The organism is Paenibacillus sp. FSL H8-0048, assembly GCF_038002825.1.
In the GTDB taxonomy this organism is placed as follows: domain Bacteria; phylum Bacillota; class Bacilli; order Paenibacillales; family Paenibacillaceae; genus Paenibacillus_AQ.
Genome location: NZ_JBBODF010000001.1, coordinates 4,893,086 through 4,919,282 on the forward strand (window position 1 = coordinate 4,893,086; position 26,197 = coordinate 4,919,282).

The following is a 26,197-nucleotide window of genomic DNA, read 5'->3' on the forward strand; positions in this document are numbered from 1 at the left end:
CTACATATCCAAGACAGATGACTGAACCAGTTCCGCTATCCCTTCCTCTAACCCCGTCACACCCTCATCCTCCAGCCACTCCAGCGGGACGAGCAGATAATGGCTGGAGCTGCTCTTGAGGTAGCTGTAGACGATCTGTGCCTCATCGATCTTGTGGCGGCTTATCTCTTCCGTAGCGGCGGTCTGGCTGCTGCTGCGGAAGACCTCCCGGGCGGATGCCGCGATCATCCCGGTAAGCTGCCCTTCGTTCAGCGCGTCTCTTGCCAGCAGAGTACGGTAGAGAATCACGCTGCCCTTAATCAGGATCAGCTTATGGGACTGTTCGTCCACCGGCTCCAGCACGATAATATTCTTGTTCGCTCCGGTAAATTCAATCACCTGCTCCTTCTGCAGCAGCGAATGGACGGCCCCCAGATAATCGCGGAATTTGGCGGCGGTCTCGAAGTCGAACCGCAGCGCAGCGTCCTCCATCCGGGCTTCCAGTCCGGCTACAATTCCGCTGCCCTTGCCTTCCAGCAAGCAGATCATCTCGTCTATGACGGCTTCATACTGCGCCACAGCTGCCTCCCCGCCTCCGCACATGCCGATACATAAGCCCAGCGAATGGTTCAGGCAGCGGGAGCTGCGGGCATGGGGACTGCTGCATAGAATGCGCTGTGATTCCTTGATGCCCAGCACCGCTCTCTCCACAGTACTCCGGCTGGTATAAGGGCCATACACGAGGCTGCCCGCCTCTGTACTTGGCTCGTAGCCTATCTCAATCTGCCGGTAAGGCGCCTTGTCCACGATGGAAATATAGCTGTAGGCGAGCGGATTCTTCATTTTGCGGTTATACATCGGCTTGATCTCTTTGATCAGCTGGCATTCCAGCATGAAGGCCTCCAGCTCTGTATCGGTCAGCCGGTAGTCCAGATCGCGGATATGCTTAACCAGCTGCTTCACCTTGGGCGAATGCCCCTTATTATTATAAAAATAAGACTGGACCCGCTTCCTCAGCTGCTTCGCCTTGCCGACATAAATCACATGACCCAGGCCGTCCTTCATCAGGTATACGCCAGGCGTCAAGGGCAGTCCGGCGACTTTGTCTATTAACTGTGCGGACATGGCAGCCGCCTCCGTTCGTCAGTTTCTTCCGTATCCTTCAAGTATAGACCATGCCGCCTCCACCTGCGACAGGAAAAGCTCTTCCCGGTCCTCCGGCGGAAGGCGGTGTGACATAATCCACAATGTCTCCCGGCCAAACCCTCTATCATTAACGACATGAACCATAGGCATGAGCGTATGCGATCAAGTAAGCTGGGGGGCTGCTGATGAAGTATTCGATCGGTGAATTTGCGTCTATTCTTGGAGTGACGGCAGATACACTGCGCTTATATGAGAAACATGATATTGTCCGGCCGATGAAGGATCATCATAATAACTACAGGTATTTCAACGATCTGGATGCACGGAATCTATTGACGAGCAGATGGTACCGGAGCATGCAGATTCCGCTTCAGGATGTAGCCGGGCTGATTAAGGACGCGCCGTGTGAGCAAGTGATGGGGTCAATTGCCGCTGCGGGTATGCAGCTGGAGGAGGAGATCCGGCGCAGCACACTGCTGCTCGGCAAGATTCAGGAGATTCAGGCGGAGCTGGCGCAGGTCAGCGCATCCCTATATACATGCAAGATGAAGCAGGTGCCGGGCATGTACCGGATTCAGCAGACGAACAAGAATCATTTGCTGCAAAAGGAGGAGCTTAAAGACACCGTCCAGGCGTGGATGGAGCTGCTGCCGTTCACCTTCTACTCCTTCCGGGTTGGGAATAAGGCAAGCGAATGTGTCTGTGGATTAGGGCAGCTGGAGTATAGCTGGGGACTTGGCCTGCTTGCGGAGGATCAGGTGAAGCTCGGGGTCTGCTTGAATGATGGCGTGGAGTATTTGGAGCCTGCGGTCTGCATCTCTGCTGTCATTGTCAGCGGCCAGGAGGATTACCTGGAGCGGGATGCCTTCGGGTTCATGCTGGACTACGTGCAGGCGCAGAATTATAAGATTAGCGGGGACATCAGCGGTAAAATTCTGTTCACCGAGCGCACGGGTAACGGCAGCAAAACGTATCTGGAGATTAATATTCCGGTAGAAACGGAATAGCATCTGCTCCACTTTGAGAAAAATTTCACATAATGTTCATTGACCTTGGTACAGTACCAAGGTTTACACTTTGTGCGGTAGTCAGCAGTCCTATTAGAGAGAGAAAAGGGGCTGCATTAACCGCACAGGGGGAGAAATGGATGCGTAAGCAAGCAACAAAACAGGTTTTTCTATTCACTGTATGTCTGGTATTGGTCCTGTCGCTCCTAAGCGGCTGCAGCGGTAACAATTCCGCCGCACCGGCAGCTTCAGAGCAGCCGTCCGCTTCACCGCAGGCGTCACAGCCAGCGGATACAAGTGCTGTACCGGCAGGCTTCAAAGCGGGAACCTATAAAGCAGAGGCTGAAGGCAAGGACGGCAAGATTCAGGTTGAGGTCACTCTTGACGATAAGTCGGTCATTACCGGAATCAATGTGGTCAGCCAGAATGAAACCGCCGGAATCGGAGTAGAGGCGATCAACAAGGTCAAGGAGGAGATTCTATCCGGCCAGACCCTGAATATTGATGCTGTTAGCGGGGCGTCCGAGTCCAGCAAGGCGATTCTGACCGCTGTGGAGGATGCGCTTAAGCAGGCGGGCGGCAATGTGGAGGCTTTTAAAACGAAGGCTGTAGTGAAATCGGGAGAAGGCAAGACCGAGCAGCTGTCGGCAGATGTTGTCGTTGTGGGAGCAGGTGCTTCGGGTGTATCAGCAGCGGTATCAGCGGCGGATAAGGGCGCGAAGGTCATTCTGATCGAGAAAACAGCGACGATCGGCGGCGCGAGCAACCTGTCTTGGGCGGGCAAATTCTACAACTCCTCTGCCGCGCTAAGCAGCGGGCTGAAAGTAGAAGTCGAGAAGGAGATTGCTGACTGGATCGTGAACAATCACTGGCGCGTGGATGCTGCGGCAATCCGCCAGTACGTCACGAAGTCGGGCGAGACCTATGACTGGCTGACCGGCAAGGGTTACACCACGACCTTCCTGAACTTCGCCGGGGAACAGCTCCATATGCTGCCCCCTTTTGAGACCCGCCAGGAGCTGCTGCGCAAGATGCTTGCAGCATCCGTAGAGAAGGGCGGCGGACAGGTGATCACGGAGGCCATCGCCCAGAAGCTGATGACTGGCGCTAATGGAGAGGTTACCGGAGTCGTGGCCAAGAAGTCTGACGGAACAACCCTGGAGATTGCAGGAGCGAGCGTTGTGATGGCTACCGGAGGATATGCCGGAAACAAAGAGATGGTTAAGGAAGCTTTTGGCTTCGAAGGCGTGAACGGCGGGCTTGGGCAGAACATCGGCGAAGGGCTCAAGATGTCCTGGGAGATCGGCGCGAAGGTGCCGGACAACTTCGGCGGGCAGATGCTGCACCAGACGCTGGCGAGAGCTACAGACAAGCTGAAGACGGAGTACGAGCCGTTTGAAGCGAGCTATCCGATGATGCTGTCTTACCTGCCGACCCTGATGAATGTCGGCCCTTCGGGCGCGAGATTCAGAGATGAGGCGGCGACGCTTACAGCGGTTGCGGCAGCGAATACCAGTGCTTTTAACGGAGCATATCATCTGGTTATTGTCTCGCAGGCGCAGCTGGATGCGCTTAAGACGAAGGGAATGAAGGGGCTTCAGGCGCCTAAGCTGCCGGGTATGCCGCCGGAATTCTATGCCTCCTATAAAGACAAGTTCACACTGGACCAGCCTTGGAAGGATGCGGATAAAGTCTTCGAATCCATGGTAGCCAGCGGCGACGGCTTCAAGGGCAATACGCTGGAAGAGCTGGCGAAGAATGCAGGGATGGACCCTGAAGTGTTCACCGCTGATTTCAAGCTCTATGAGGAAGCAGCGAAGACAGGCACCGATACGGAGTTCGGCAAGGCGAAGGAATATCTGGTTCCGATGGGTAGCAGCGGACCATATTACGCCGTTATAGCCGAGATTAACAACCTCTGTTCAGTAGGCGGTCTGCTGGTCAATACCAAGTTCCAGGTGCTGAATGATAAGCGTCTGCCGGTCAAAGGGCTGTATGCCGTGGGTGTAGAGTCTGAAGGGGTGTTATTCAATGATACCTATGTAGGCAACGGCGTTGGACTGGGTTACTCCTTCACCTCCGGGCGGCTCGGCGGCGAGGATGCGGCTGCGGGCGCATTGGCTAGGGAATAGCCCTTTATAAGTAATTTTCCTCTTTTTGCCGATAAAGAGTTGTCCTGAACTTTACGCGCGAGAAGAGGAACGTTCGATGTATATTCCCATATCACGAATCAACGCCGCTTCGCTGACCCGCTCACCGCAACAGGCGGAGCACGCTTCCGCCGGGCGCTCTTCGCTCAGCTTCCCGGAGATGATGGCGGCTGTGGGAGCGGCAATTGAAGATCAGGCACGCAGAATCAAGGCAAGGTACGGCCTGTCAGTCCGCATTATGGCGGTAGCCAAAGAAGGCAGCAAGGGGAAGAAGGCGGATGCAGGAGAGCGGAGGGATCAGCGGGAGCTTGTAATCGCTCCTAATATTCTGCAGCAGATGAGCAAAGATCCTGTGATGCAGCGTAGGGTATATGGCTATCTTGACGAGTATGTGCGCGGGCCGCACCCCTCGCCCGGCCATAGCCTGATCATTCACAGGGACGGCACCTCCACTCTTCTTCCTGCCGCCGCAAGACCGGCAGCAGTGCAGGAGATTACCCATCTACATACCGGGCAACCGGAAATCGCGGGCAGCTTATACGATCAGGACATGCTGAAGCAGCTCGCGTTCCTCCGGGCCAGGAGAGCAGGCAGGCACCGGTAAGAGAGTGTAATCCGCAAATAAGATCCCTGAATCCATGTGATGTGGAGGCGGGGGTCTTTTTGTGCTGCTGGCATGCGTGTCCCTAAGGCGAACAATGGCCCATCCTGCTGCATAGCATATAGCACCTGCTTGCTATTTGTAAGTGGAAAGGGGGCGCGTGGCTAATGGGTATCCAGCTTACTGCGATTCATTGGGTGTATCTGGTGTTTATTGTGTTCATTCTGGCGCTGCTGATCAGGCGGCGTGATACAACCATGATCTGTGTGACCGGGATTCTGGCGCTCGGGCTGCTGGCAACGGCGACGCTCAGCGGGTCGGTGTCAGGGATCTTTAACTCTTTTGTCTATGCGACTAAGGAGCTGCTCGGCACCATAATGATTATCTCTATTATCGTGGCGATGAGCCGGATTCTGATTATAACGGGCATCAACGAGACGATGGTGTCTCCGCTTACCCGGTTCCTGCGCACACCGGCGATGGCCTACTGGGGAATCGGGCTGATTATGATGGTGACCTCGTTCTTCTTCTGGCCGTCGCCTGCCGTAGCGCTGGTCGGGGCGGTTCTGCTGCCCGTGGCCATCCGGGTCGGCCTGCCTGCGCTGGGCGCAGCGGTAGCGATGAATCTGTTCGGGCACGGGATCGCCCTCTCCGGCGATTATATTATTCAAGGTGCTCCCAAGCTGACAGCGGATGCCGCCGGCCTTCCGGTGTCCAGCGTAATGCAGGCCAGTATCCCGCTGGTTGTTGTTATGGGTCTTGTCACGACGGTGAGCGCATTCTGGATGATGAAGCGGGACCAGAAGAACGGCACATGGAGAGACGGCCTGGTCTCTTCCCCGGGAACAGCAGAGCCTTTGGCTGAGTCAGGGACGGGTGAAGACCAGCCAGTCCTCCTGAGTGACCGTCTGCGCAAAGGGCTGGCGATCGCCATTCCGCTGCTCTTCCTGCTGGATGTGGCCGGCATGTTCGTGCTTCACCTGCAAGGCGGCGATGCTACCGCGCTGGTCGGGGGAACCGCCGTGCTGATCCTTATTGTCATTACCCTTCTGGCCCATCGCGGCCAGGGGCAGGGGCTGGAGAAGATCACCGCCTATCTCATAGAAGGCTTCACCTTCGGCTTCAAGGTCTTCGGGCCGGTCATCCCGATTGCCGCCTTCTTCTATCTGGGCGACGCTGCCTTCACCGAGCTGTACGGCAAGGTGCTGCCGGACGGCTCGCACGGCATCGTGAACGACCTGGGCGTGGCCCTGGCGAATCACGTGCCGCTGAACGGGGCTGCATCCGCCGTAACGCTGACGGTGATCGGCGCGATCACCGGCCTCGACGGCTCCGGGTTCTCCGGCATCTCGCTGGCCGGCTCGATTGCCGGGCTGTTCGCCGCCGCGATCCATTCCGGCGCAGCGACGCTGACCGCCCTTGGGCAGGTGGCCGCCATCTGGGTGGGCGGCGGCACCCTGATCCCGTGGGCGCTCATTCCCGCCGCTGCGATCTGCGGCGTCAGCCCGTTCGAGCTGGCCCGGCGCAATCTGAAGCCGGTCCTGCTGGGTCTTACGGCCATGACGATTGTCGCCATGTTCCTGGTGTAGGCGATTCTGTGCCAGGACCGGAACCTCCGCATAAGATTGCGCTCTCCAATCCATCCTAGAGAGGAACCGAAACCGTGATGAGGGGGAAGGATCTTATGAAGCATTACGAATCCAGTCTGCGCACCAACAGTACGGTTGATCAGGCGCATGATGCGGTGACGAAGCTGCACAACGCTGTAACTCAGGCTTCGAGTCATCCGACCGGGCAGATGTTGGAGCAGGCAGAGAACAGCCTGGAGCACGCTGAAGAAGCTGTACGCCATGCCCCGGAAGGTTCGGTCGGCAGACAAGGGGTAGATCTGGTCCAAGAGCGGCTGGAGGAAGAGAAGCACAGATTGTCTTCGATGGATAGGCAGGTTGGCGGGTCCCAGGATTAAAGCCTGACACAGGCTATGTTGAACAGGCATTCCCGGAGTTGATCCGGGGTGCCTGTTTGCTTTTAATGGTACCCAAGGGAAGAATGGAGGGCCCTTGCAATCATTTGCTGTGAAATAGGTTATAAGGTAATGACGAGATCATTCAGGGGAGGCACATACCTATGCCAGAAGCGGATAACACTGATTCATGGAGCCCTCCGGAGACACCGGAGATGCTGTATGCCGCGCTTAAGGAGATTACCAAGTGGGAGAAGGAGCAGAACAGGCTGATGATCTGGGACCGGATTACCCGGCTGCCGTTCAAGCTGCTGGATGCAATCACGCCAAAGGTGATCCACGATAAGGTAGGCCGGCTGCTCGATGAACTGGGCGGCTACATCCAGAACGGTGGCAATTATCTGGTGGCCGGGCGCAAGGTGGGCAAGCTGATGGAAGAGACAAGCCGGGCGGCGGGGGCTCCGGAAGACGGGCCGTTCCCGCTGGCTGTGATGGATGAAGTGGCACAGAAGCTCGCGGGGCGAAGCCGGAATACGGCTACGGCCCAAGGGGCGACGACGGGATTCGGCGGGATTTTCACGCTGGCTGCCGATATTCCTGCTGTCCTGGGCCTTTCCTTGAAGGCGATCCAGGAGATCGGCCTCTGTTATGGCTACGATCCGACCGATAAGGCGGAGCGGATCTTCACCGTGAAGGTGATGCAGTTCGCCTCCTCCGATGTAGTGGGGAAGCGCACACTGCTGAAGGAGCTGAATCTGCAGGCAGGCGGGGACGGCAATATTCTGGCCGCAACCAAGGAGACCGTCTCCAGGATTCAGGGCTGGAAGGAGGTAGTGACCGTATACCGCGACAATTGGGGCTGGAAAAAACTGCTCCAGACCGTTCCGGTCGCTGGTATGTTCTTCGGCGCTTACCTCAACCGGAAGACATTGGAGGAGGTCACGGAGGCTGCGCGGATGCTCTACCGCAAAAGACGGATTATCTCCAGACTGGCAGAGCTGGAGCAGAGATGATACGCTGAGGGTACTGATGCAGGGAACGCATGGATAGGAGAGAGAAGATGGAACACTCAGTCTCACGGCATAGCACTCAGGAGTTGATCGGGCAGGCCGAGTCCTTCATTACGGCCTGCTATCAGGAGCTGGGGTTAACAGAGGGTGAACGGGATCAACGTCTGGCAGACATACGGGAAGAGGTGCAGCGCACAGGTACATACAGGCATACAGGAGAAGAGCTGGCACACGGGGCAAGGATGGCCTGGCGCCATAACAGCCGCTGCATCGGAAGACTATTCTGGCATTCCTTAGATGTGATTGACGCCCGCGGAGCAGAGACTGTAGAAGAGGTGGCGGAGGCGCTGCTGCATCATATGGAGCATGCGAATAACGGCGGCCGGATCCGGCCGGTCATTTCCGTCTTCCGCAGTGAAGAGGAGCAAGGCCGTACCATCCGGATCTGGAATCATCAGCTCATCCGCTATGCCGGTTATCCCGGGGACCGGGAGCATCCGCGTGCCGGTGATCCGGCTTCGGATGAATTCACCGCCGTCTGCCTTAAGCTGGGCTGGCAGGGCACGGGCGGGGATTTCGATATTCTGCCGCTCGTGATCAGCATCGGCGGTGAGGAACCCCGCTGCTTCCCTATTCCGGCAGGACTTGTACAGGAGGTGCCGCTCAGCCACCCGGAGATCCCGCAATTCACGGAGCTGGGCCTGCGCTGGTATTCCGTTCCGATCATCTCGGACATGTGCCTGGAGATCGGCGGCATCCGTTACCCGGCAGCGCCCTTCAACGGCTGGTATATGGAGACGGAGATCGGCTCGCGGAATTTCGGCGATGCGGACCGCTACAACCGCCTGCCTGCGGTGGCAGACCTGCTGGGCCTGGACCGCTCCACTAATACCTCGTTGTGGAAGGACCGGGCGCTGCTGGAACTGAACCGTGCCGTCCTCCATTCCTTCAAGCAGGCGGGGGTCAGCATTGTGGACCATCATACAGCCGCAGATCAATTCGTCCGCTTCCAGGAACAGGAACAGCAGCAGGGAAGGGAAGTGTCAGGCAAGTGGGGCTGGCTGATTCCGCCGATGTCGCCTTCCTCTACACCGATCTGGAATGACAACAAGCTGCGTGATTTGCAGCTAAGCCCGCGCTTCGTCTACCGGAAGAAGCAACAGGCGGACTCTGGGCAGCATGAAGCTGCGGAAGCGAAGGGATGTCCTTTCCATCAGTCCATCAAAAGTGATTGATCAATAACCAATCAGTGCGGGAGCGGATGCTTCGGCATAAGGGGGAAGCCTATATGAATAAGCAATCCGCAAAGATCCGTTCACAGGGAGATGAGACCCTTACTGTGAATCGCCGGGAGCAGATCTTGGAGGCGGCGGTGATTGTTTTTGCCGAGTATGGCTACTACCGGGCAACAACCGCTCAGGTGGCGGAGAAGGTGGGAATCTCCCAGCCGTACATCTTCAAGCTGTTTAAGAACAAGGAGGAGTTGTTCTTAGCTGCACTGGAGCGTGCGTTTGAACGGATTCTCCTTACTTTTGCCGGATTTCGCGCCCCCAAAAAACAAATGCTAGCCGAAGCGATCCAGTTATATGAACAGCTGATGGACACTCATCCGAACGAGCTGATTCTGCAGGTGCAGGCAAGCGGCATCCGGGATGAAGCGATCCGGCAGGCCATGCAAGCTGGAATGCAGGAGGTAACCGGTCTGATGGAGAGTAAGTTCACCGCTGCCGGGTTTGCGCACCCTGAGGTGAAGGTGAGTACCTTCCTGGCTAACTCTATGCTGTGCAATATGGCTCTTACGCTGGGCATGCCGGAATTGAAGCCGAAGCGCAAGTAACTTATGAGCAGGAGAGTACAAGGGTAGTGACTGGCCAATCACCGTTATTCCAAGATAGAAATAGTCACGTTTCCCATTCTGTGATACTATTTATTTCTATATCCAATTGAGGAAGTGAAGCTTAATGATCAGCATTACCATTCCGTCACCGGAAGTTATTATTTACAAGCAAGCTAACCCTGAGCTGAGCCATATTTACGGATTCACCGATTTCCACCTGATTACCCGCGAGGCCGGCGGCATCTTCATGTTCTACAATGATCAGGACGAGCTGTTGTTTGTGGGCAAGGCCCGCAAGCTGAGACCGCGGATCAAGAAGCATTTCGAGGACAATGTATCTGTGATGAAGCCCCACCGTGATGAGGTTACCCGCATTGAAGTCTGCCTTGTCGAAGATCCGGTGGACAGAGAGATTTATGAGACCTACATTGTGAACAAGCTTCGCGCGAAATACAATGTCGAGAAGGTTTTGTATAAATAAGGTTTGACAGAAAAGGCGTGGTCCCTGCGGACTGCGCTTTTTTATATTTCCCTGCTCCAAGCGCCCAACTCCGCAGCGTTTCCTCTTGTTTTAATAAACGAAATTTGAGACAATAAGGTATTGTTGCTGCTAATGTCCCTGTCAAGGTAGAATAGATAGATTGAACTTTAATGTTTTGAAAAGAGGATATGAAATGAATAAAGAATCCATTTATGGATTGACTTTGGAAGAGTTAACGGCATGGCTGCTGGAGCATGGCCACAAGAAATCCCGGGCCACTGCGGTCTGGGAATGGCTGTACCGCAAGCGGATCACCAGCTTCGCCGGGATGGACGGAATGAATCAGGAATGCGTAGAGCTGCTGGAACAGAATTATGTGTTTCAGACGATGGAAGAGCATGTGAAGCAGGAATCAGCCGACGGTACGGTGAAGTTCCTCTTCCGCCTCCATGACGGCAACCTGATAGAGACCGTGCTGATGCGGCAGAAATACGGCTTGTCCGTATGTGTCACTACTCAGGTCGGCTGTAACATCGGGTGCAGCTTCTGTGCAAGCGGGCTGCTGGCGAAGAGCCGGGACCTGACCAGCGGCGAGATCGTGGAGCAGATTATGAAGGTTCAGCATTATTTGGATCAGGCCGGCCACGGCCAGAAGGTCACCCATGTCGTGGTTATGGGGATTGGCGAGCCGTTCGATAACTTCCGGCATCTGCTGAACTTCCTGACTACCATCAAGGATCACAAGGGTCTGGCGATTGCCGGCAAAGGAATCACTGTATCCACCAGCGGCCTGGCGGACAAAATCAGAGAATTCGCTGATGCTAATATGCAGGTCAATCTGGCGATCTCGCTGCATGCCCCGAATAATGAGCTGCGGACACAGATTATGAAGATTAACCGGGCCATTCCTATAGAGAAATTAATGCCGGCGATTGATTACTATCTGGAGAAGACGAACCGGAGAATCACGCTGGAGTATATCCTGCTGAAGGATATCAATGACCGCGAGGAGCATGCGCTGGAGCTGGCTGAGTTAATCGGAGATCGCCGCCAGTTGGCGAACGTCAACCTGATCCCTTATAATCCTGTGGATGAGCATAGCCAGTATCAGCGGAGCGAGCGGGAGTCTGTGCGTGCGTTCTTCGATACGCTGAAGAAGCAGGGCGTCAGCGTCAGCACCCGGCTTGAGCAGGGCGTCGATATTGATGCGGCCTGCGGGCAGCTGCGCAGCAAGCAGATCAAGAAGACCAAAGGCAAAGCCGCAGATACTGTGTTACAATAATCTGGCAGTGAATTGAGAAATGAGGAATGCAACTTGTTGACATTTACAAGCTACACCGTGGAGAACGTAAGAGATCCATTTAATATCCTAAGCGGCAAGCGGTATGAGTTCGTCGTGAATATTGATGTGCCGGAGGATGATGAGCTGTACGTGGAGAACGGCGTGTCCGCCCGCGTGATTGTCAAAGTGGAAGAAGAGCAGACAAGCATGGTCAGCTACGATCTGCTGGAGACCTCCTCAGGCCAGCTGCTCGATTTCGATATGGAAGACGATGAGGAAGCCGCGCTGCTTCAGTTCTGTACGGAGCATGTTCCTGTATAGGACAAGGCGATAATGGTCTCAAGAAAAAGGAACTGCTGATTTCATCAGTTCCTTTTTTGTGCTTGTATAGGAAACTATAGTTTCCTCGTGTTGAATGATTCGCAGAGTACTTAGTTGCTGAATGTGGCTGAGGGCAGCCGCGAGGAGCAAGATTGAACTTGGTATGCTGAAAAACTAGTACTATCGGCTGGTACAGCAGCCTATGGCCCGAATGTAATCGGTTTTCCGATTACAATCAGCCCGGAAGCTCTCGCGCTGCCGAATGTAATCGGTTTTCCGATCACAATCGGTGCGGAAGCCCACGCGCTGCCGAATGTAATCGGTTTTCCGATTACAATTAGCCTGGCAACCCTCGTGCCGCCCAATTTATGTGAAAAACAGCATACATTGCGGTGGCGCGCAGGTAAATCCATTAATCCGGTAGGATGATTTTATTCAAATATAAGAATGCATATGTTTCACGCTATACATTATCCTTCTATTTCTCGCTGAAACGGTACCGTCCTTCAAAAGGACGGCAAAGCAGTTTCCAGTTGAAATGAATTCGCGTTCAAGCTTCACTAGCCCAGGCAGCCTTCCACATAATAATGAATCTGCTTGTTCCACCAAGGCCAGTCATGGCTGACATCATGGCCCCAGTAGTCGATCCGGGCCGGAATGCCCTTCTGCGCCAGCACCTCCTGAAGCAGCCGGGTCTCATGAAGCATCTCGTCCTCATACGCCCCTTGACCGACACAGGCGATAATGGTGCTGCTGCGGTACTGGTTCAGATAATGCTCATTCGTCAGCCCCGGCAGATAATGCAGCGGTGAATTGAGATAGACGTTCCCGCTCATATAGTCGCCGAAGAAGTAGTAGGTGGAATAGACGCCGCTCAGGGCGATCAAGGTATCGAAATAGTGCGGATAACGGAAAAAGAAGCTGGCGCTGTAATAAGCGCCCATCGAGCAGCCGGAGATCAGAATGCGCTGGTCGGTCCCGCCGTTACTGCGTTTGCTCTCATGGAGGATGCCTGGAATCAGCTCATGCGCAATATATTTGTCATACTGTTCATGACGGTGGATCCGGTCCTCGTTGTTCCAGTGAGTAGAGAAGAAGGTTTCCTCATCCAGACTGTCACAGGCCCAGATCTGCAGCTTGCCCGCTTCAATGAAGGACGAGAGCGTATCGATCATGCCCGAATCCTCATATTGATAAAAGCGTCCAAGCGAGGTGGGGAAAACGAGCATTGGTTTGCCGGCGTGGCCGTATATTTTATACTCCATGTCTCTGCCCAGGTTGTGGCTGTACTCCTTATGGTAGCTTATCCTCATCCGTTAACACATCCTATCCCTCTTCTTGTTGAATATAGCCTCTAATGTCTCTGACCTCCGAAAGCTCGGGGGAACGGAACTGATAAGCGCGGTTGCCCATTGCTCTGCTGAAGACCTCTTCAATCTCGTCATAATTGACAATCTTCCCGCCGAATTCACGGTAGATGTCCTCATGGCTGTGAGCGTAATGCTTATGATTCTTGCGGCTGGCATAGCCGGTATAATATTTGCCTTCGTACGGACCGCCGACCTCATTATGCACGACCATGCTGGCCCATTCCTTATACACATTGACATCATAGGCGAAGTTAATCGCATCAGTCATCCAGGCACCGGGCGGACGCATATTCACTTCCAGGGCAATAATCCGGCCATCCTTGTGCGATTTGAACAGCTCGATATGGAAGAACCGTTCCCGGATGTCAAAAGCCTGCAAAATGCTCCGGCCCGCCTCTTCGACCTCCGGGCTGATCTCCCGCAGACAGAAGTAGTAGAGGTGATTGTCCGTATTGACGACATCCATCACACTGTTCTCGAACAGGTGGCTGACCGCGAAGCGTACATTCCCGTCCCGGTCCGCCAGGCCGTCATAGGTGAGGATAACCCCGTCTATGAATTCCTCAATAATGAAGGCAACATTCTCCGGCTTCGTGTCAAAAAAGTGCTGGAGCTCCTCTTCGTTATTGATCTTATACGTATTACTGGCCCCGGAGCCAAGATCGGGCTTCACCACCAGCGGGAAGCCGGCGCTCTGGATGAAGCTCTCGACGCTCTCACGCGTTGTGCCGGTGGAGAACTGGACGGTGCTTACCCCGCTTTTGCGGAAAAATTCCTTCATCTTGGACTTCTGCTTCAGGTTATGGACGAAATCCGACTTGGTGCCGTAGATGTTAAAGTCCGTACGGATCGCGGCATCCTGCTCCAGCCAGTATTCATTCAGTGACTCGAAGCGGTCAATCTTGCCGTATTTATGGGTGAAATAGCCGACAGCCCGCAGAATCTCCTCATAGCTCTCCAGATTGCTTACCTTATAATATTCGGTCAGTGCCGATTTCAGCTTGTCCTCCAGCTGGTCATAGGCTGCATCGCCGATCCCGAGCACGTTGGCCCCCTGCTCCTGCAGATGCGTACAGAATTCAGCGCTGTTCTTGGGGAAATGCGGGGAAAAGAAAATAAAGTTCATGCAGACCGGCCCCTTTGACTAAAATATAATTCCGAGTTGTTTTGTATGATTAATTCAATCTACCAGCTTCGCCAGCATCCGTCAATCCTCTTCGTGCTATTTTTGCTGCAGGCTGCGGTTGAGCCGGGCGAGCAGTTCGCTGAAGAGTCCGCAGTCCTCCGGGGACCAGTCCCCAAAGATCTCTCCATAGCGTGCAAGCCGGATGTCCCGGGCCTCGGCGAAGGTCTGTGCACCAAGCGCAGTAAGCTGAAAATAGCTGGAGCGCCCGTCCAGCGGATCAGGCACCCGTTCCACATAGTTCTTCGCCTCCAGGACACTTGTCTGCCTGCTGATGGTAGAGGTGTCAAGGCCGAATTGTTCAGCAAGCGCCTTAACGCCTACCTTGTCGTGCATCGACAAATGGTGGAGCAGGGTATACGAGGAGCGGTCCAGCCCGCCATGCTTCTTATCCAGCGAGCCGTGGCGGATCAGCGTAATCAGCTCCTGATTCAGAGCTTCGAGGTGCTTGTCCTTCTGTTCATCAGCCATAGTTAGATTCCGTCCTTTACTGGTAACTTTGTCATATGTATCCCTAGTATAATTGATAATACCGGCCTTATGCTAAGGCTGCCTGAGATTCTTGCCTCATTTTGAAAGACTCATGAAATAAGTCACATTGACTTTCAAACACATAGTTGTATAATACACATATATTAAGTTGATTGTATCATACACCTATATGAAGGTGAACCGCAAAATAGAGGAGAGAGCGCCCTTGAGCAGTCCGGCGGCAAAACATTCATCATTCTGGCTGATCATTCTGGCCATTTTTTTCGGTAATTTCATGGCTATTCTCAGTACAACCACCATTAACGTAGCGTTCCCGGTCTTCTTGAAGGACTTTCACGCCGGGATCAGCACTGTACAATGGATGATTACCGGCTATCTGCTGGCTACCGGCGTCATTGCGCCTGTGGTGGGTTATTTCGGGGATAAATGGAGCTATAAGGTTCTCTACGTATTCGCCCTGTCGGGCTTCACCTTGTTCTCGGCACTGTGTACGGTGGCCTGGAATATTCACTCACTCATTACCTTCCGCATTATCCAGGGAATATTCGGCGGCCTGATCATCCCTACCACCATGACGATGATTTATCAGTTTATCGACAAAGAAAAGCAGGCCTTCGCCATGAGCCTCTGGAGCCTGTCCTCGATGCTGGCGCCTGCCTTCGGCCCGACACTCGGCGGCTGGCTGACCGGATATTTCGGCTGGAAATCGCTGTTCGTGATCAATCTGCCGATTGGCCTGATCGCCATTGGCGTAGCTCTGAAATGTCTGCCGCTTCAGCGGCAGGCTGCAAGCGGCAAACGCTTCGATCTGCCGGGCTTCGTCACCGTCATTCTGAGCAGCGCCTTCATTATTCTGGCCTTCAATAAAGGGGGCGCCTGGGGCTGGACATCTTGGAATACCCTGACCCTGCTACTGGTTGGGGCGGCGGCCTTAACGTATTTCATCCGCAGAGAGCTGTCGCTCCAGGAGCCGCTGCTGAATCTGAAGGTATTCAGGCAGAGCCGGTTCACCTACAGCCTGATCATCAACTGTATTATTACCGTTGCGTTATACTCGGGCACCTTCCTGATTCCGGTCTTTCTGCAGGATATCCAGCAGTCCACCCCGCTGAAGACCGCGCTGGTGCTGTTGCCGGGCTCCATCGTGATGGCCGTTCTGTCACCGGTGGTCGGTAAGCTGTACTCCCGGATTGGACCGTTCTGGTTGATTTTGGGCGGCATTCTGCTGCTAAGCGCCTCGACCTGGGAGCTTGCCCACATCACGCTGGCCGTGACTCATACCCGTGTGGCCGTGCTTATGGCGGTGCGCAATGTCGGCATTGCGCTGTCCTTCATGCCGGTGACCAATGCCGGTATGTCGGCAGTGCCAAGAGCCATTACCGGCCATGCCTCCTCCGTAACCAACTGGGTCCGCCAGGCTACAGGTGCCTTGTCCATTGCCGTATTCAGCTCGCTGCTCGCCTCCAGATCGCTGGCCCATCAGCAGGAGCTGGCAGACGGGACGTCCCAGGCAGCGGGTTCTTTGCTGAAGGCGCAGGGGATGACGATGGGCGTACAGGATATTTTCCTGATCGCTACGGCAGTGGGGCTGCTGGCTATTCCGATGACCTTCCTCCTGAGAGGCAGTAGCGGCAAGCCGGCAGCTACCACTGCTCCGCAGGTGGAGGCTTGAAGCCGTGACTGTGCCGTAAATACTCCTTTATCATGCGTTATAGCGCTTTCTCTTCGCATGTTGGGCGAATATGAGTTAGAATACTATAAAGCGAGCAAATAATAGGAGTTGTATACATGTCTAATAATGACGAAGTATTTTTGACTAAAGAAGGCTTGGCCAAGCTGGAGGAAGAGCTGAGGGAACTCAAGGGAGCAGGGCGCAAGGAGCTTGCAGCCCGGCTTAAGCTGGCGATCAGCTACGGCGATCTGAAGGAGAACAGTGAATACCACTCTGCCAAGGAGGATCAATCCTTCATGGAGACTCGCATTATGATTCTGGAGAAGATGCTGATCAAGGCGCAGATCGTGGATGCCAGCACTATGGATCTCAGTACAGTCAGTGTAGGCTGCATCGTGACGCTGAATGATGTGGAGTACTCGGAGAAGATTGAATATCGAGTGGTCGGACCGGCGGAAGCCGATGTGCTGGACAACAAGATTTCCTACGAGAGCCCGCTCGGCAAAGAGCTGATCGGCAAAAAGGTAGGCGATATCATCAGCGTCAACGCCCCGATGGGGATCATCAAATACGAGCTGCTGGAGATCAAAATGCTGTAAACCGAAGACCTAACCGGAATCCCGTGGCCCTTAATTGAAGGGTGCGGGATTTTTTGTGGAGAATGACTGGTGCCCATAGGCAATTGCTATCAAGGATATTGCTTCCTTGTCTTAGACGCTCCCTGCCAAGGAGGGTTATAGTAGAAATAACTAATACATAGAGGAGTCCTGGCTTGTGATTCAGACTGTACTCACGACACTTGTTGAGGTCATCGTACCGCTGTCCATTCCGGTGGCCGCCGGAGCGCTGCTTGGACGGTATAAGCAGCTCGATACGAAGCCTCTGCTGACGCTGTACCTGTATTTTCTCAGTCCGGCCATTATTCTCGACACACTGGCTACGGCGGATATCTCCTTCGATGATGTCTATAAGACACTCTCATTCTCGCTGCTGAACCTGTTCCTCTTATGGGGTGTGGCGACGCTGATCGGCAAAATTCTTAAGCTGGCTCCGCCGGAGGCCGCCGGTCTTACGCTCATCTCCACCTTCACGAACAGCGTCAATTATGGCCTGCCGCTGGTGCTGCTGGCCTTCGGCCAGCTGGGCCTGGACAAGGCATCGGTCTACGTCATCGCCCAGATGGTGATCGTGAATACGATCGGCGTGTATTTTGCCGCCCGTTCACAGTTCTCTGTACGCAGCGCGTTGAAGTCAGTCTTCTCGCTTCCGGCCATCTACGCCGCCATTCTGGCGCTGCTGCTGCGGGCGCTTGGCCTGCATATGCCGCATGAGCTGGCTTCGGGGGTGTCGATGGTCGCCGGGGCCTATTCGCCGGTTGTGCTGGCGATTCTGGGTGCGCAGATGGTGAAGGTTAGAGCCGCACATACGGAACGCAATGTGCAGCTGGCCTTCTGGACGGGGCTGACCGTCCGGCTGGTGCTGGCTCCGCTGCTGGCCGCGCTGGTGCTGCTCGCCCTGAACATCACAGGCACCCTGTTCTCGGTGCTGCTGATTCTGGCTTCCATGCCGGTGGCTGTCAATTCCGTCGTCCTGGCCGAACGCTTCGGCAGCTCGCCAGCGCTGGTCTCGCGCTGTATCGTCTGGACGACGTTGGCCTCCTTCCTGGTCCTCCGGTGCTGATTGCGGCGGTGGGGGGATAGGGGGCACCGAATGTAGTCGAAAAACCGATTACAATTGGCGTGGCGGAGGCGTGCGAGCGGAATGTAGTCGAAAAACCGATTACAATTGGCGTGGCGGAGGCGTGCGAGCGGAATGTAGTTGAAAAACCGATTACAATTGGCGTGGCGGAGGCGTGCGAGCGCAGTGTAATCGAAAAACCGATTACATTTGGCGTGGTGGAGGCGTGCGAGCGGAATGTAATCGAAAAACCGATTACAATTGGCGTGGCGGAGGCAAGCGGGGCCGGATGTATGGGAAAAACCGAAAAGAGGGGCAATAACGCCCCTGGAAGTAATTATTCGGACACGGGTACCTCACTCATCAGAGCATGTACATTCTGGTCGACCAACGTTTCATACGATGAGTGAATATTGTCAACCTGGAAATAGAACACCGAGCTGGGATGATCGAACCGCGCGTCTTCAGCAATACTCAACACCATCTGAATTCCGTTACACTCCAAAGGGGTCCAGCGCCTTCCCAAGGATGAGTCTTACTTCGCGCTTGCAGAACAAAGTTCCGCTGGAACAAAGGAAATCTGGAGGTTGCCATCTATAGAGTTCATCCCCTTCCGCAGCTTATTCATTCATTCTACAATAGTCCTTACCCATAACAAAGAAGCTCCCTCTTCATCAACTGAAGGGGGAGCTTCCTTTATGCAATCAGCGGGCCAGGGTCTCAGTCCGGCTGGCCTTCAGCGACCTGGATGGTGAAGATGAAGGTAGCTCCGCCCACCACATCAGGCTTGGCATAGATTCTGCCGCCCATGAGGTCGACCAGCATTTTGCAGATGGACAGACCGAGTCCGGTACCGCCGAATTTGCGGTTGATGGTGGCTCCGATCTGGGTGAACGGCTGGAACAGGTATTTCATCTTGTCCGCCGGTATACCGATCCCGGTATCTTCGATAATGAATTCCAGCTCCAGCAGCTTGTCCACGACCTGCCGGAGGCGGACATCCACCTTGACGCCGCCGGAATGCGTGAACTTGATGGCATTGCCGATCAGGTTATTCAGGACCTGCCGCAGACGGTTGGGGTCACCGATGAGCAGAGCAGGGATGTCAGGATCAATGGAGGTCTCCAGGGTCAGGCTGCGTTCTCTGGCCAGCGCCCGGAACAGATCAACGGTCTCCTTGAGGCAGGAATGAAGGTTGAACAGCTCGTAATCCAGCTCCATTTTGCCGGATTCAATCTTGGTGAAGTCCAGGATGTGCGTAATGACAGAGACAAGCGCGTGACCGCTGGTATGAATGATCTCGGCCATCTCCTGGTCGTCTGCTGACAGCTCAGAGGAACGAAGCACATCCGACATGGCAATGATCCCGTTCAGCGGGGTGCGGATCTCATGGCTCATCATGGCGAGGAAGCCGCTCTTGATCCGCAGCGCTACCTCGGCCGTCTCCTTCAGCTCGGTCAGGATGCTGTTGGCGGTTTCCAGCTCCTGCGTTTTGAGCTGCAGCTCCTTGCGGGTCTGGTAGAGACGGACGAAGCCGTCGATCTTGCTTTTTAACACGGTCGGGTGGAACGGTTTGGTCAGATAGTCAATCGCCCCGGCCGAGTAGGCCATCATATAGTTCTCCAGCTCGGAGGTCAGTGAGGTTAAGAAAATAATGGGGATATCCCGTGACTTCTGCCGCATCTTAATCCGCTTCGCCGTTTCAAACCCGTTCATGCCGGGCATGAGCACATCCATGATGATCAGGGCGAATTCCTGCTCCAGCAGACACTTCAGAGCATCCAGGCCCGAGAGGGCATGAACCAGCCGGTAGGGCGACTCGGCCAGCAAAGCCTGAACGGACAGGAACTCGTCTGCCCGGTCATCTACAACCAAAATATTAATCGGATACTCCATGCTGCCTCCTATTGAATCAACCATGATTTCAGCACTCTCACCAGCTGTGTGGTATTAATTGGTTTGGATATATAGTCGCTCGCCCCAGCTTCGAGGCATTTCACCCGGTCTTCCTCCAGGGCGCGGGCGGTCAGCGCGATAATGACAATCTGATCATAAGCCGGGTTGCGCCGGATATGCTCCATCGTCTCGTAACCATCCATCTCCGGCATCATGATGTCCATGAATACCAGTTCAACGCCAGGGTGGGTCTCCAGATGCTCCAGGGCTTCTTTACCATTCTGGGCAAAGCTGATCTCCATATTATAACCTTCCAGCACACTGGATAACGCAAAAATATTGCGCATATCATCATCCACAAGCAAAATACTTTTGCCGGCAAAAGCGGATTCCGGATTATGCAGGCTCTCAATCAGGCGCTGCTTATCCGGTGGCAGATCTGCGTGCTTGCGGTGGAGGTACAGGGCCGTATCGTCATAGAGACGTTCCATGGAACGCACGTTCTTGATCACAATACTCTCGGCGTAGTGCTTAAGGCGCTGCTCATCTGTCTTGCTGAGATCCTTGCCTGTATAGATGATCACCGGCAGGGTCTGCAGCTTGCGGTTGGTCTTGACCTGCTCCAGCAGGTCGAAGCCGGAAATATCCGAGAGGCCCAGGTCCAGTACCATGCAGTCAAAATGATGGCTGGCCAGGTGCTCCATCGCTTCTCTGCCGGTGCCAACCGCAATAATGTTCACATCGGGATGGGCGATGAATTCGACCAGACTGCCGCGCAGCACCTTGTTGTCTTCGACAATCAGCAGGCTTTTCACGGGACGTCGGATATACGTCTCAATCTGGAGGAAGGCTGCCTCCAGCTCTGCATAATCATTCGGCTTCTTCCAGAAGGATAAGGCGCCCATCGACAGGCTCTGCTGGTTCTCCTCGGCTGTAGAGATGACATGCACAGGGATATGCCTTAGCTCCGGCCGGCTCTTCAGGCGGCTGATAATGGACCAGCCGTCCAGAACGGGCAGATGCAGATCCAGCAGGATCGCATCAGGCTTGTAGGCATGGGCCAGGGCAAGTCCCTGATCGCCCTGGAAGGCGACGATGGCCTTGAAGCCCCGGCTGCGCGCCAGCTCCAGCAGCCGGGCGGCGAATTCGGCATCCTCCTCGATGATCAGCAGGGTAATATCCCCGCTCAGCAGATTGCTCCGGTCATCATCCATCTCCGCATATTGCAGCAGCTTCGGATTGGAGATGGAAATGTCGGGCACGAAGGACTCGCGGAAGGCCGGATTCTCCCGGCGGATAGGTTCGGAGGCCGGAATCTCAGGAGAGGCTGCTGAATAGGCTGCGGCAGCAAGGGTCTGGGCATCCTCTCCTGCTTCCACAGCGGGAATGATCAGGGAGAAGGTGCTGCCCTTGCCCTCCACGGAGTCAACCTCAATTCTTCCGCCCAGAAGTGTAGCCAGCTCCCGGCAGATCGTGAGGCCGAGGCCGGTGCCTCCATATTTGCGGCTGGTGGTGCCGTCCGCCTGCTGGAACGCCTCGAAGATGCTCTCCAGCTTGGAGGCAGGGATGCCGATACCGGTATCGCTGACGGCGAAGATGACTTCCCCGCCGCCGGTGCGGATCGACAGGGAGACGGAGCCTTGCTCCGGTGTGAATTTGATGGCGTTGGATAACAGATTATTCAAGACCTGCTGCAGCCTATGACCGTCGGTCATCAGATAATCAGGCAGCCGGTTGTCGGAATGGACATCGAACCGCAGGTTCTTCTTCTTGGCCTGCTGTTCGAAATGGCGGTGGACATGATTGCTGAGATCGTGCGGAGAGACCGGCTCGATGACAGGGGTCATTTTGCCGACCTCCAGCTTCGCCAGATCCAGAATCTCATCGATCAGCTGCAGGAGATCCTTGCCTGCCGAGAAGATCGTGTGGACGTATTCCAGCTGCTTCGCTTCCAGATTGCCGTCCTTGTTCTCAGCCAGAATCTGCGAGAGGATCAGCAGGCTATTCAGCGGCGTGCGCAGCTCATGGGAGACATTGGCCAGGAATTCCGATTTGTACTGCGCGGCCATGAAGATCTCCTGTGCCTGAGCCTGGATCTCTTCCTTCTGCTTCTCGGTCAGCTCAACTTGGAGCAGCAGCTGATCATGGGAGGCAGCCAGCTCTTCCTTCTGGGTTAGCAGTTCATCGGCCTGAGCCTGCAAGGTATCTGTCTGGGTCTGAAGCTCTTCCGTCTGAGATTGAAGCTCTTCTGTCTGGGCCTGGAGCTGCTCCTTCTGCTCCAGCAATTCACTCGTCTGGGCCTGGAGCTCGTCGGCCTGATCTGCGATCTCGGACTTTTGCAGCTCCGTGATTTGCAGCTGCTTCTGCATATCGCGGTTTGCCGCAGAGATCTCATCGGCTTGGGTCTTGATCTCCATGGTTTGCCGGCGGGAAATCTCCATTTGATTCTGTAATTCCAGATTGGAGGCGTACAGCTCCTGCGTCTGCTGCTTCAGCTCATCGGCCTGGGCCTCAATTTCAGCTTTTTGCTCCTCAGTCAGCTGCATTTGCGTCTGGAGCTGTTCATTGGAGCTTAGCAGGCTCTCAGCCTGCATCTCCAGCTCTATCTTCTGATCATGCAGCTGCTCAGTCTGCATACGGAGTTCCTCGGTCTGTGCCGCCAATTCTTCGGTCTGCGCCTCAAGCTCCTGGGTCTGGGCCTGGAGCTCCTCGGTCTGCGCTTCCAGTTCTTCCTTCTGCAGCTGAGTCTCGCTCAGCAGCTCTTCAATTCTGGCGACATCCGCCAGCGTATTCATCAGCACACCCATGTTCTGTCCGGTGCGTTCAATCAGCTGCATCTCCTTGGAGCTGAACGGGCTTAAGGAAGCCAGCTCCATGACAGCTACAACCTCCTGTTCATGCTTAATAGGAACGATAATCAGCGAGGAAGGCGCAGCTTCCCCCAGGCTGGAGCGGACCTTGATATAATTCTCCGGGATATCCTGCAAAACAATCATCTGCTCATCCAGTGCGCATTGCCCGACCAGGCCGCTGCCCAGCGGAATGGATTCCTGTTGCCTTGCGGCATCATCGAAGGCATAGCCGGCCGCGAAGCTCAGCTGACCGCCCTGCTTCAGATAGATAGCCCCGTAGCTGCCGCCTACAGCGGTAGCCAGCCTGCCGATGAACACACGTGAGGCTGTCTTCAGCTGGACAGAGCCTTGAAGCAGCAGCGCCATCTCAGACACCTGTGTGTTAATCCAAGCCTGCTCCTCGGCTCTAAGCCGCAGTTCGCGCTCTTCAGCGGTTCTGTGGTGAAGGTCAGAGGCCAGCCCGAAAAAGGAAGCCGCCAGCTGCCCGAATTCATCCGTCCGCACATTAGCCGCCGCAGCAGGGTTAAGAATACCCGCGGAGATATCCTGCGAGATCTCCGTGATCCGGCCAAGCCCGCGGTCTACATTCCGCCCGATGCTGTAAAGAAGCCCGATACTGACCAGAATGCCGACCGTACCTAATCCTGCTGCAATCAGGCGCGGGCCACCCTCCAAAAAGAGGATAGATATAGTAATCATACTGCCTAGCAGCAGTATAGTAGCTAAAGTTGCTAACCAAACCTGTTGTTTTATTCTCATTGTTCGCCGCCTTTGTTCAGTTAGAATGTTAAGCTATATAATTATAGCTTTTATGGAGCTTCAGCGATATAGAGATAGGAAGAAAACACCGGAAACCTAAAATTTACAAGGCGTTCCGGAGGCAGGCCCGCTTTTGCCCGGGGTTTCATGAAAACTTTGAAATCACCGCAATTTACTTAAAATTTTGCTTGTAAGCAGCGGGGAGAGCGTGTAAGATAACAGACATGCTTCATGAATAGATTTTATATAACAGATTCATATAACTCATATAATCTTGGGAATATGGCCCATAAGTTTCTACCGGATAGCCACTGTAATTATCCGACTATGAGTGAAATAGCGCATCTAGGGTTCCGTTTCTTGTGCTGCGGCGCGGGAAAGGCTGGTCCAAGCGATGCGGACACGTATATGTGTTACACCGCCAAGGGACAAAAACCCAGAAGGACAGATTCACTTGAGAGAAACGCTCAGGGAATCTGTCCTTTTTTATATCCGTTTTTTATTTCTAAGGAGGAAGATCCGCCGTAATGAAAGTATTGGAAGAACGTATCAGACAAGAAGGCTTAATTCTATCGGAGACTGTACTGAAGGTAGACTCGTTCCTGAACCATCAGGTAGACACGGCGCTTGCGCTTGAGATCGGGAAGGAATTCGCAGCGGCCTTCGGGGACCGGCAGATCACCAAGGTGCTGACTGTGGAGGCCAGCGGCATTCAGTTCGCCATGGCGGCGGGCATTGCGCTGGGCGTGCCGTTTATCTACGCCAAGAAGAAGAAGGCAGTCACCTTGTCCGAAGCGGTGTATTCGGCACCGGTTCACTCCTTCACCCGTCAGGAGGACTACCAGATCAGCATTTCGCAGAAATATCTCGGGCCGGGAGATACCGTATTGATTGTCGATGATTTCCTCGCTACCGGTGCGGCACTTGTAGGGTTATGCGATATCGTAGCAGAGTCCGGGGCGCAGCTTGCCGGGGTCGGCTGTGTGATCGAGAAGAGCTTCCAGGAGGGGCGCGGTCTGCTGGAGCAGCGCGGAGTTCCGGTGTATTCCCTGGCGCGGATTGCTTCCATGTCGCCAGGTGAGATTCATTTCATAGATAATGAAGGATTAATCAAGGAGCGTGCAGGATGTTAAGCAAACAGAAGATATTCGCCTTAGGGCTTCAGCATGTGCTGGCGATGTACGCCGGAGCGGTCATAGTACCGCTGGTTGTCGGGGGAGCGCTTAATTTGAACGGTACGCAGATGGCGTATCTGATTGCAGCGGATCTGTTCACCTGCGGGCTGGCGACCCTGCTGCAGATTATGGGCAGCAAGTATTTCGGAAGCGGGCTGCCGGTGGTTCTCGGCTGTACCTTCACGGCCGTCAGCCCGATTATCGCTATCGCTTCAGGCTCCGATCTGGCGACCGCTTATGGTGCAATCATTATCTCCGGATTGTTCGTGGTGCTGGCAGCCCCGGTGTACGGGAAGCTGCTGAAGTTCTTCCCGACCGTGGTCACCGGCTCGGTAGTCACCATCATCGGACTGTCGCTGATTCCCGTCGCAATGAATAATGTGGCCGGCGGCCAGGGAAGCGCCGACTTCGGGCAGCCCCGCAATCTGCTGCTGGCACTGATCACACTGCTCGTTATTCTGGCCGTGAACCGGCTGACCACAGGGTTCCTGCGCTCCGTATCCGTGCTGGTAGGACTTGTAGTGGGTACTGTAATCGGCTATGCCATGGGCATCGTGCATTTCTCCACAGTGACCACAGCCTCCTGGGTCAGCGTCGCACAGCCGTTCTACTTCGGCTGGCCGCAGTTCAGCATCACTGCGATCTTCACCATGATTATCGTGAATATCGTGTCTATGGTCGAATCGACAGGGGTCTACTTTGCTGTAGGCAAGGCGACGGACCAGCAGGTGGAGCAGAAGCAGATCGTGAACGGCCTGCGCTCCGAGGGACTGGCCATCATGCTGGGCGGCCTGTTCAACGCCTTCCCGTACACCGCATTCTCCCAGAATGTCGGTTTGCTGTCGCTGACGCGGGTGAAGACGCGGAATGTTATTTTTGCAGCAGGCGGAATTATGATCGTACTAGGGCTGCTGCCGAAGCTGGCAGCATTGACTACGGTTGTGCCGAATGCAGTGCTGGGCGGGGCGATGATTGTCATGTTCGGCTCGGTTGCTGCTTCCGGTATGTCGATTCTGTCCGATGTGGATCTGCGCAAGGACGGCAATCTGCTGATCGCCGCCTGCAGCATCGCGGTGGGGCTCGGCTCTGCGGTGCTTCCGTCCATGTTCGATCAGCTGCCTGAATTCGCCAGAATGCTGCTGCAGAACGGAATCGTATCCGGGTCGCTGACAGCGATCATTCTCAATATCTTCTTGTCGAAGACCCAGGAGAGTGCGGTTCCTGCCGCCGCCGCTCCGGAAACGAAGTAAAATATTCCATACACGTAAATCTAATCAGATGAACAGCCGATTCCGAAATAAATGGAACTCGGCTTTTTTTTTGCTTCAGATGAACGGAGCCTGT

General features: G+C 54.8%; 24 protein-coding genes and 1 riboswitch. Of the genes, 17 read left to right on the forward strand and 7 right to left on the reverse strand.

Going from position 1 to position 26,197, the window contains the following annotated elements:
• Complete coding sequence (locus tag NSU18_RS21055; RefSeq protein WP_341149968.1) at positions 1–1,104, reverse strand: GIY-YIG nuclease family protein; 1,104 nt, start codon at positions 1,102–1,104, stop codon at positions 1–3.
• Positions 1,105–1,310: 206 nt separating this feature from the next.
• On the opposite strand from NSU18_RS21055, the gene NSU18_RS21060 reads away from it, so the two are divergent.
• The 11 genes from NSU18_RS21060 to NSU18_RS21110 all read left to right on the forward strand — a co-directional run bounded on the left by NSU18_RS21060 (position 1,311) and on the right by NSU18_RS21110 (position 11,777).
• Entirely contained in the window at positions 1,311–2,132 is an 822-nt protein-coding gene (locus NSU18_RS21060) for a MerR family transcriptional regulator (protein WP_341015890.1), read from the forward strand.
• Between the two features lie 140 nt (positions 2,133–2,272).
• Positions 2,273–4,264, forward strand: coding sequence for an FAD-dependent oxidoreductase (locus tag NSU18_RS21065; RefSeq protein ID WP_341149969.1), 1,992 nt, complete (start codon positions 2,273–2,275; stop codon positions 4,262–4,264).
• Positions 4,265–4,340: 76 nt separating this feature from the next.
• A complete protein-coding gene (locus NSU18_RS21070) occupies positions 4,341–4,886 on the forward strand; it encodes a hypothetical protein (protein ID WP_341015892.1) in 546 nt (181 codons plus the stop codon).
• Positions 4,887–5,050: 164 nt separating this feature from the next.
• Positions 5,051–6,472: a hypothetical protein gene (locus NSU18_RS21075; protein ID WP_341015893.1), complete on the forward strand. Its 1,422-nt coding sequence runs from the start codon at positions 5,051–5,053 to the stop codon at positions 6,470–6,472.
• Positions 6,473–6,567: 95 nt separating this feature from the next.
• The gene (locus NSU18_RS21080; protein ID WP_341015895.1) at positions 6,568–6,849 is read left to right on the forward strand and encodes a hypothetical protein; all 282 of its coding nucleotides are present in this window, start codon (positions 6,568–6,570) and stop codon (positions 6,847–6,849) included.
• A gap of 161 nt (positions 6,850–7,010) precedes the next feature.
• The gene (locus NSU18_RS21085; protein ID WP_341015896.1) at positions 7,011–7,859 is read left to right on the forward strand and encodes an EcsC family protein; all 849 of its coding nucleotides are present in this window, start codon (positions 7,011–7,013) and stop codon (positions 7,857–7,859) included.
• A gap of 47 nt (positions 7,860–7,906) precedes the next feature.
• Complete coding sequence (locus NSU18_RS21090) at positions 7,907–9,091, forward strand: nitric oxide synthase oxygenase (RefSeq protein WP_341149970.1); 1,185 nt, start codon at positions 7,907–7,909, stop codon at positions 9,089–9,091.
• A gap of 53 nt (positions 9,092–9,144) precedes the next feature.
• The gene (locus tag NSU18_RS21095) at positions 9,145–9,693 is read left to right on the forward strand and encodes a TetR/AcrR family transcriptional regulator (RefSeq protein WP_341015898.1); all 549 of its coding nucleotides are present in this window, start codon (positions 9,145–9,147) and stop codon (positions 9,691–9,693) included.
• Between the two features lie 124 nt (positions 9,694–9,817).
• Positions 9,818–10,174, forward strand: coding sequence for a nucleotide excision repair endonuclease (locus tag NSU18_RS21100; protein ID WP_036722768.1), 357 nt, complete (start codon positions 9,818–9,820; stop codon positions 10,172–10,174).
• Between the two features lie 193 nt (positions 10,175–10,367).
• Complete coding sequence (gene rlmN / locus NSU18_RS21105; RefSeq protein WP_341149971.1) at positions 10,368–11,456, forward strand: 23S rRNA (adenine(2503)-C(2))-methyltransferase RlmN; 1,089 nt, start codon at positions 10,368–10,370, stop codon at positions 11,454–11,456.
• A gap of 33 nt (positions 11,457–11,489) precedes the next feature.
• A complete protein-coding gene (locus NSU18_RS21110; protein ID WP_341015900.1) occupies positions 11,490–11,777 on the forward strand; it encodes a DUF6509 family protein in 288 nt (95 codons plus the stop codon).
• Between the two features lie 200 nt (positions 11,778–11,977).
• On the opposite strand, the gene NSU18_RS21115 is transcribed toward NSU18_RS21110, so the two are convergent.
• From NSU18_RS21115 to NSU18_RS21130, 4 genes are all read right to left on the reverse strand, one after another.
• Positions 11,978–12,190 carry a hypothetical protein gene (locus tag NSU18_RS21115; RefSeq protein ID WP_341149972.1) on the reverse strand — a complete coding sequence of 71 codons (213 nt, stop codon included), beginning with the start codon at positions 12,188–12,190 and terminating at the stop codon, positions 11,978–11,980.
• A gap of 147 nt (positions 12,191–12,337) precedes the next feature.
• Entirely contained in the window at positions 12,338–13,090 is a 753-nt protein-coding gene (locus NSU18_RS21120) for an esterase family protein (RefSeq protein ID WP_341149973.1), read from the reverse strand.
• 13 nt (positions 13,091–13,103) lie between these two features.
• Positions 13,104–14,273 carry an ATP-grasp domain-containing protein gene (locus tag NSU18_RS21125; protein ID WP_341149974.1) on the reverse strand — a complete coding sequence of 390 codons (1,170 nt, stop codon included), beginning with the start codon at positions 14,271–14,273 and terminating at the stop codon, positions 13,104–13,106.
• 96 nt (positions 14,274–14,369) lie between these two features.
• Positions 14,370–14,801 carry a MarR family winged helix-turn-helix transcriptional regulator gene (locus NSU18_RS21130; protein WP_341015904.1) on the reverse strand — a complete coding sequence of 144 codons (432 nt, stop codon included), beginning with the start codon at positions 14,799–14,801 and terminating at the stop codon, positions 14,370–14,372.
• Between the two features lie 295 nt (positions 14,802–15,096).
• Between NSU18_RS21130 and NSU18_RS21135 the strand changes: the two genes are divergently transcribed.
• The 4 genes from NSU18_RS21135 to NSU18_RS21150 all read left to right on the forward strand — a co-directional run bounded on the left by NSU18_RS21135 (position 15,097) and on the right by NSU18_RS21150 (position 18,581).
• Positions 15,097–16,494: an MDR family MFS transporter gene (locus NSU18_RS21135; RefSeq protein ID WP_341149975.1), complete on the forward strand. Its 1,398-nt coding sequence runs from the start codon at positions 15,097–15,099 to the stop codon at positions 16,492–16,494.
• Between the two features lie 116 nt (positions 16,495–16,610).
• Positions 16,611–17,093: a transcription elongation factor GreA gene (gene greA, locus NSU18_RS21140; RefSeq protein WP_341015906.1), complete on the forward strand. Its 483-nt coding sequence runs from the start codon at positions 16,611–16,613 to the stop codon at positions 17,091–17,093.
• Positions 17,094–17,268: 175 nt separating this feature from the next.
• Entirely contained in the window at positions 17,269–18,174 is a 906-nt protein-coding gene (locus tag NSU18_RS21145; protein WP_341149976.1) for an AEC family transporter, read from the forward strand.
• 59 nt (positions 18,175–18,233) lie between these two features.
• Complete coding sequence (locus tag NSU18_RS21150) at positions 18,234–18,581, forward strand: hypothetical protein (protein ID WP_341149977.1); 348 nt, start codon at positions 18,234–18,236, stop codon at positions 18,579–18,581.
• A gap of 310 nt (positions 18,582–18,891) precedes the next feature.
• On the opposite strand, the gene NSU18_RS21155 is transcribed toward NSU18_RS21150, so the two are convergent.
• Both NSU18_RS21155 and NSU18_RS21160 read right to left on the reverse strand, forming a co-directional pair.
• Entirely contained in the window at positions 18,892–20,067 is a 1,176-nt protein-coding gene (locus NSU18_RS21155; protein WP_341149978.1) for an ATP-binding response regulator, read from the reverse strand.
• An 8-nt stretch (positions 20,068–20,075) separates the two neighbouring features.
• Positions 20,076–23,678, reverse strand: coding sequence for a response regulator (locus NSU18_RS21160; protein ID WP_341149979.1), 3,603 nt, complete (start codon positions 23,676–23,678; stop codon positions 20,076–20,078).
• A 244-nt stretch (positions 23,679–23,922) separates the two neighbouring features.
• Positions 23,923–24,026: riboswitch (purine riboswitch) on the forward strand.
• A gap of 179 nt (positions 24,027–24,205) precedes the next feature.
• Between NSU18_RS21160 and NSU18_RS21165 the strand changes: the two genes are divergently transcribed.
• Together NSU18_RS21165 and NSU18_RS21170 are read left to right on the forward strand one after the other, a co-directional pair.
• Positions 24,206–24,811 (forward strand): xanthine phosphoribosyltransferase, encoded by a 606-nt coding sequence (locus tag NSU18_RS21165; RefSeq protein ID WP_341149980.1) that lies wholly within the window; start codon positions 24,206–24,208, stop codon positions 24,809–24,811.
• Positions 24,805–26,103, forward strand: coding sequence for a nucleobase:cation symporter-2 family protein (locus NSU18_RS21170; RefSeq protein ID WP_341149981.1), 1,299 nt, complete (start codon positions 24,805–24,807; stop codon positions 26,101–26,103). The genes NSU18_RS21165 and NSU18_RS21170 overlap by 7 nt, the downstream gene beginning before the upstream one ends.
• Positions 26,104–26,197 lie beyond the last annotated feature (94 nt).

Coding starts and splice junctions, on each gene's coding strand:
- NSU18_RS21070 (WP_341015892.1), top strand. CDS start 4,341: ATGTATATTCCCATATCACGAATCAACGCCGCTTCGCTGACCCGCTCA.
- NSU18_RS21095 (WP_341015898.1), top strand. CDS start 9,145: ATGAATAAGCAATCCGCAAAGATCCGTTCACAGGGAGATGAGACCCTT.
- NSU18_RS21130 (WP_341015904.1), bottom strand. CDS start 14,801: ATGGCTGATGAACAGAAGGACAAGCACCTCGAAGCTCTGAATCAGGAG.
- NSU18_RS21080 (WP_341015895.1), top strand. CDS start 6,568: ATGAAGCATTACGAATCCAGTCTGCGCACCAACAGTACGGTTGATCAG.
- NSU18_RS21090 (WP_341149970.1), top strand. CDS start 7,907: ATGGAACACTCAGTCTCACGGCATAGCACTCAGGAGTTGATCGGGCAG.
- NSU18_RS21085 (WP_341015896.1), top strand. CDS start 7,011: ATGCCAGAAGCGGATAACACTGATTCATGGAGCCCTCCGGAGACACCG.
- NSU18_RS21170 (WP_341149981.1), top strand. CDS start 24,805: ATGTTAAGCAAACAGAAGATATTCGCCTTAGGGCTTCAGCATGTGCTG.
- NSU18_RS21075 (WP_341015893.1), top strand. CDS start 5,051: ATGGGTATCCAGCTTACTGCGATTCATTGGGTGTATCTGGTGTTTATT.
- NSU18_RS21125 (WP_341149974.1), bottom strand. CDS start 14,273: ATGAACTTTATTTTCTTTTCCCCGCATTTCCCCAAGAACAGCGCTGAA.
- NSU18_RS21055 (WP_341149968.1), bottom strand. CDS start 1,104: ATGTCCGCACAGTTAATAGACAAAGTCGCCGGACTGCCCTTGACGCCT.
- NSU18_RS21160 (WP_341149979.1), bottom strand. CDS start 23,678: ATGAGAATAAAACAACAGGTTTGGTTAGCAACTTTAGCTACTATACTG.
- NSU18_RS21155 (WP_341149978.1), bottom strand. CDS start 20,067: ATGGAGTATCCGATTAATATTTTGGTTGTAGATGACCGGGCAGACGAG.
- NSU18_RS21115 (WP_341149972.1), bottom strand. CDS start 12,190: ATGGATTTACCTGCGCGCCACCGCAATGTATGCTGTTTTTCACATAAA.
- rlmN (WP_341149971.1), top strand. CDS start 10,368: ATGAATAAAGAATCCATTTATGGATTGACTTTGGAAGAGTTAACGGCA.
- NSU18_RS21060 (WP_341015890.1), top strand. CDS start 1,311: ATGAAGTATTCGATCGGTGAATTTGCGTCTATTCTTGGAGTGACGGCA.
- NSU18_RS21100 (WP_036722768.1), top strand. CDS start 9,818: ATGATCAGCATTACCATTCCGTCACCGGAAGTTATTATTTACAAGCAA.
- NSU18_RS21065 (WP_341149969.1), top strand. CDS start 2,273: ATGCGTAAGCAAGCAACAAAACAGGTTTTTCTATTCACTGTATGTCTG.
- greA (WP_341015906.1), top strand. CDS start 16,611: ATGTCTAATAATGACGAAGTATTTTTGACTAAAGAAGGCTTGGCCAAG.
- NSU18_RS21165 (WP_341149980.1), top strand. CDS start 24,206: ATGAAAGTATTGGAAGAACGTATCAGACAAGAAGGCTTAATTCTATCG.
- NSU18_RS21135 (WP_341149975.1), top strand. CDS start 15,097: ATGGCTATTCTCAGTACAACCACCATTAACGTAGCGTTCCCGGTCTTC.
- NSU18_RS21120 (WP_341149973.1), bottom strand. CDS start 13,090: ATGAGGATAAGCTACCATAAGGAGTACAGCCACAACCTGGGCAGAGAC.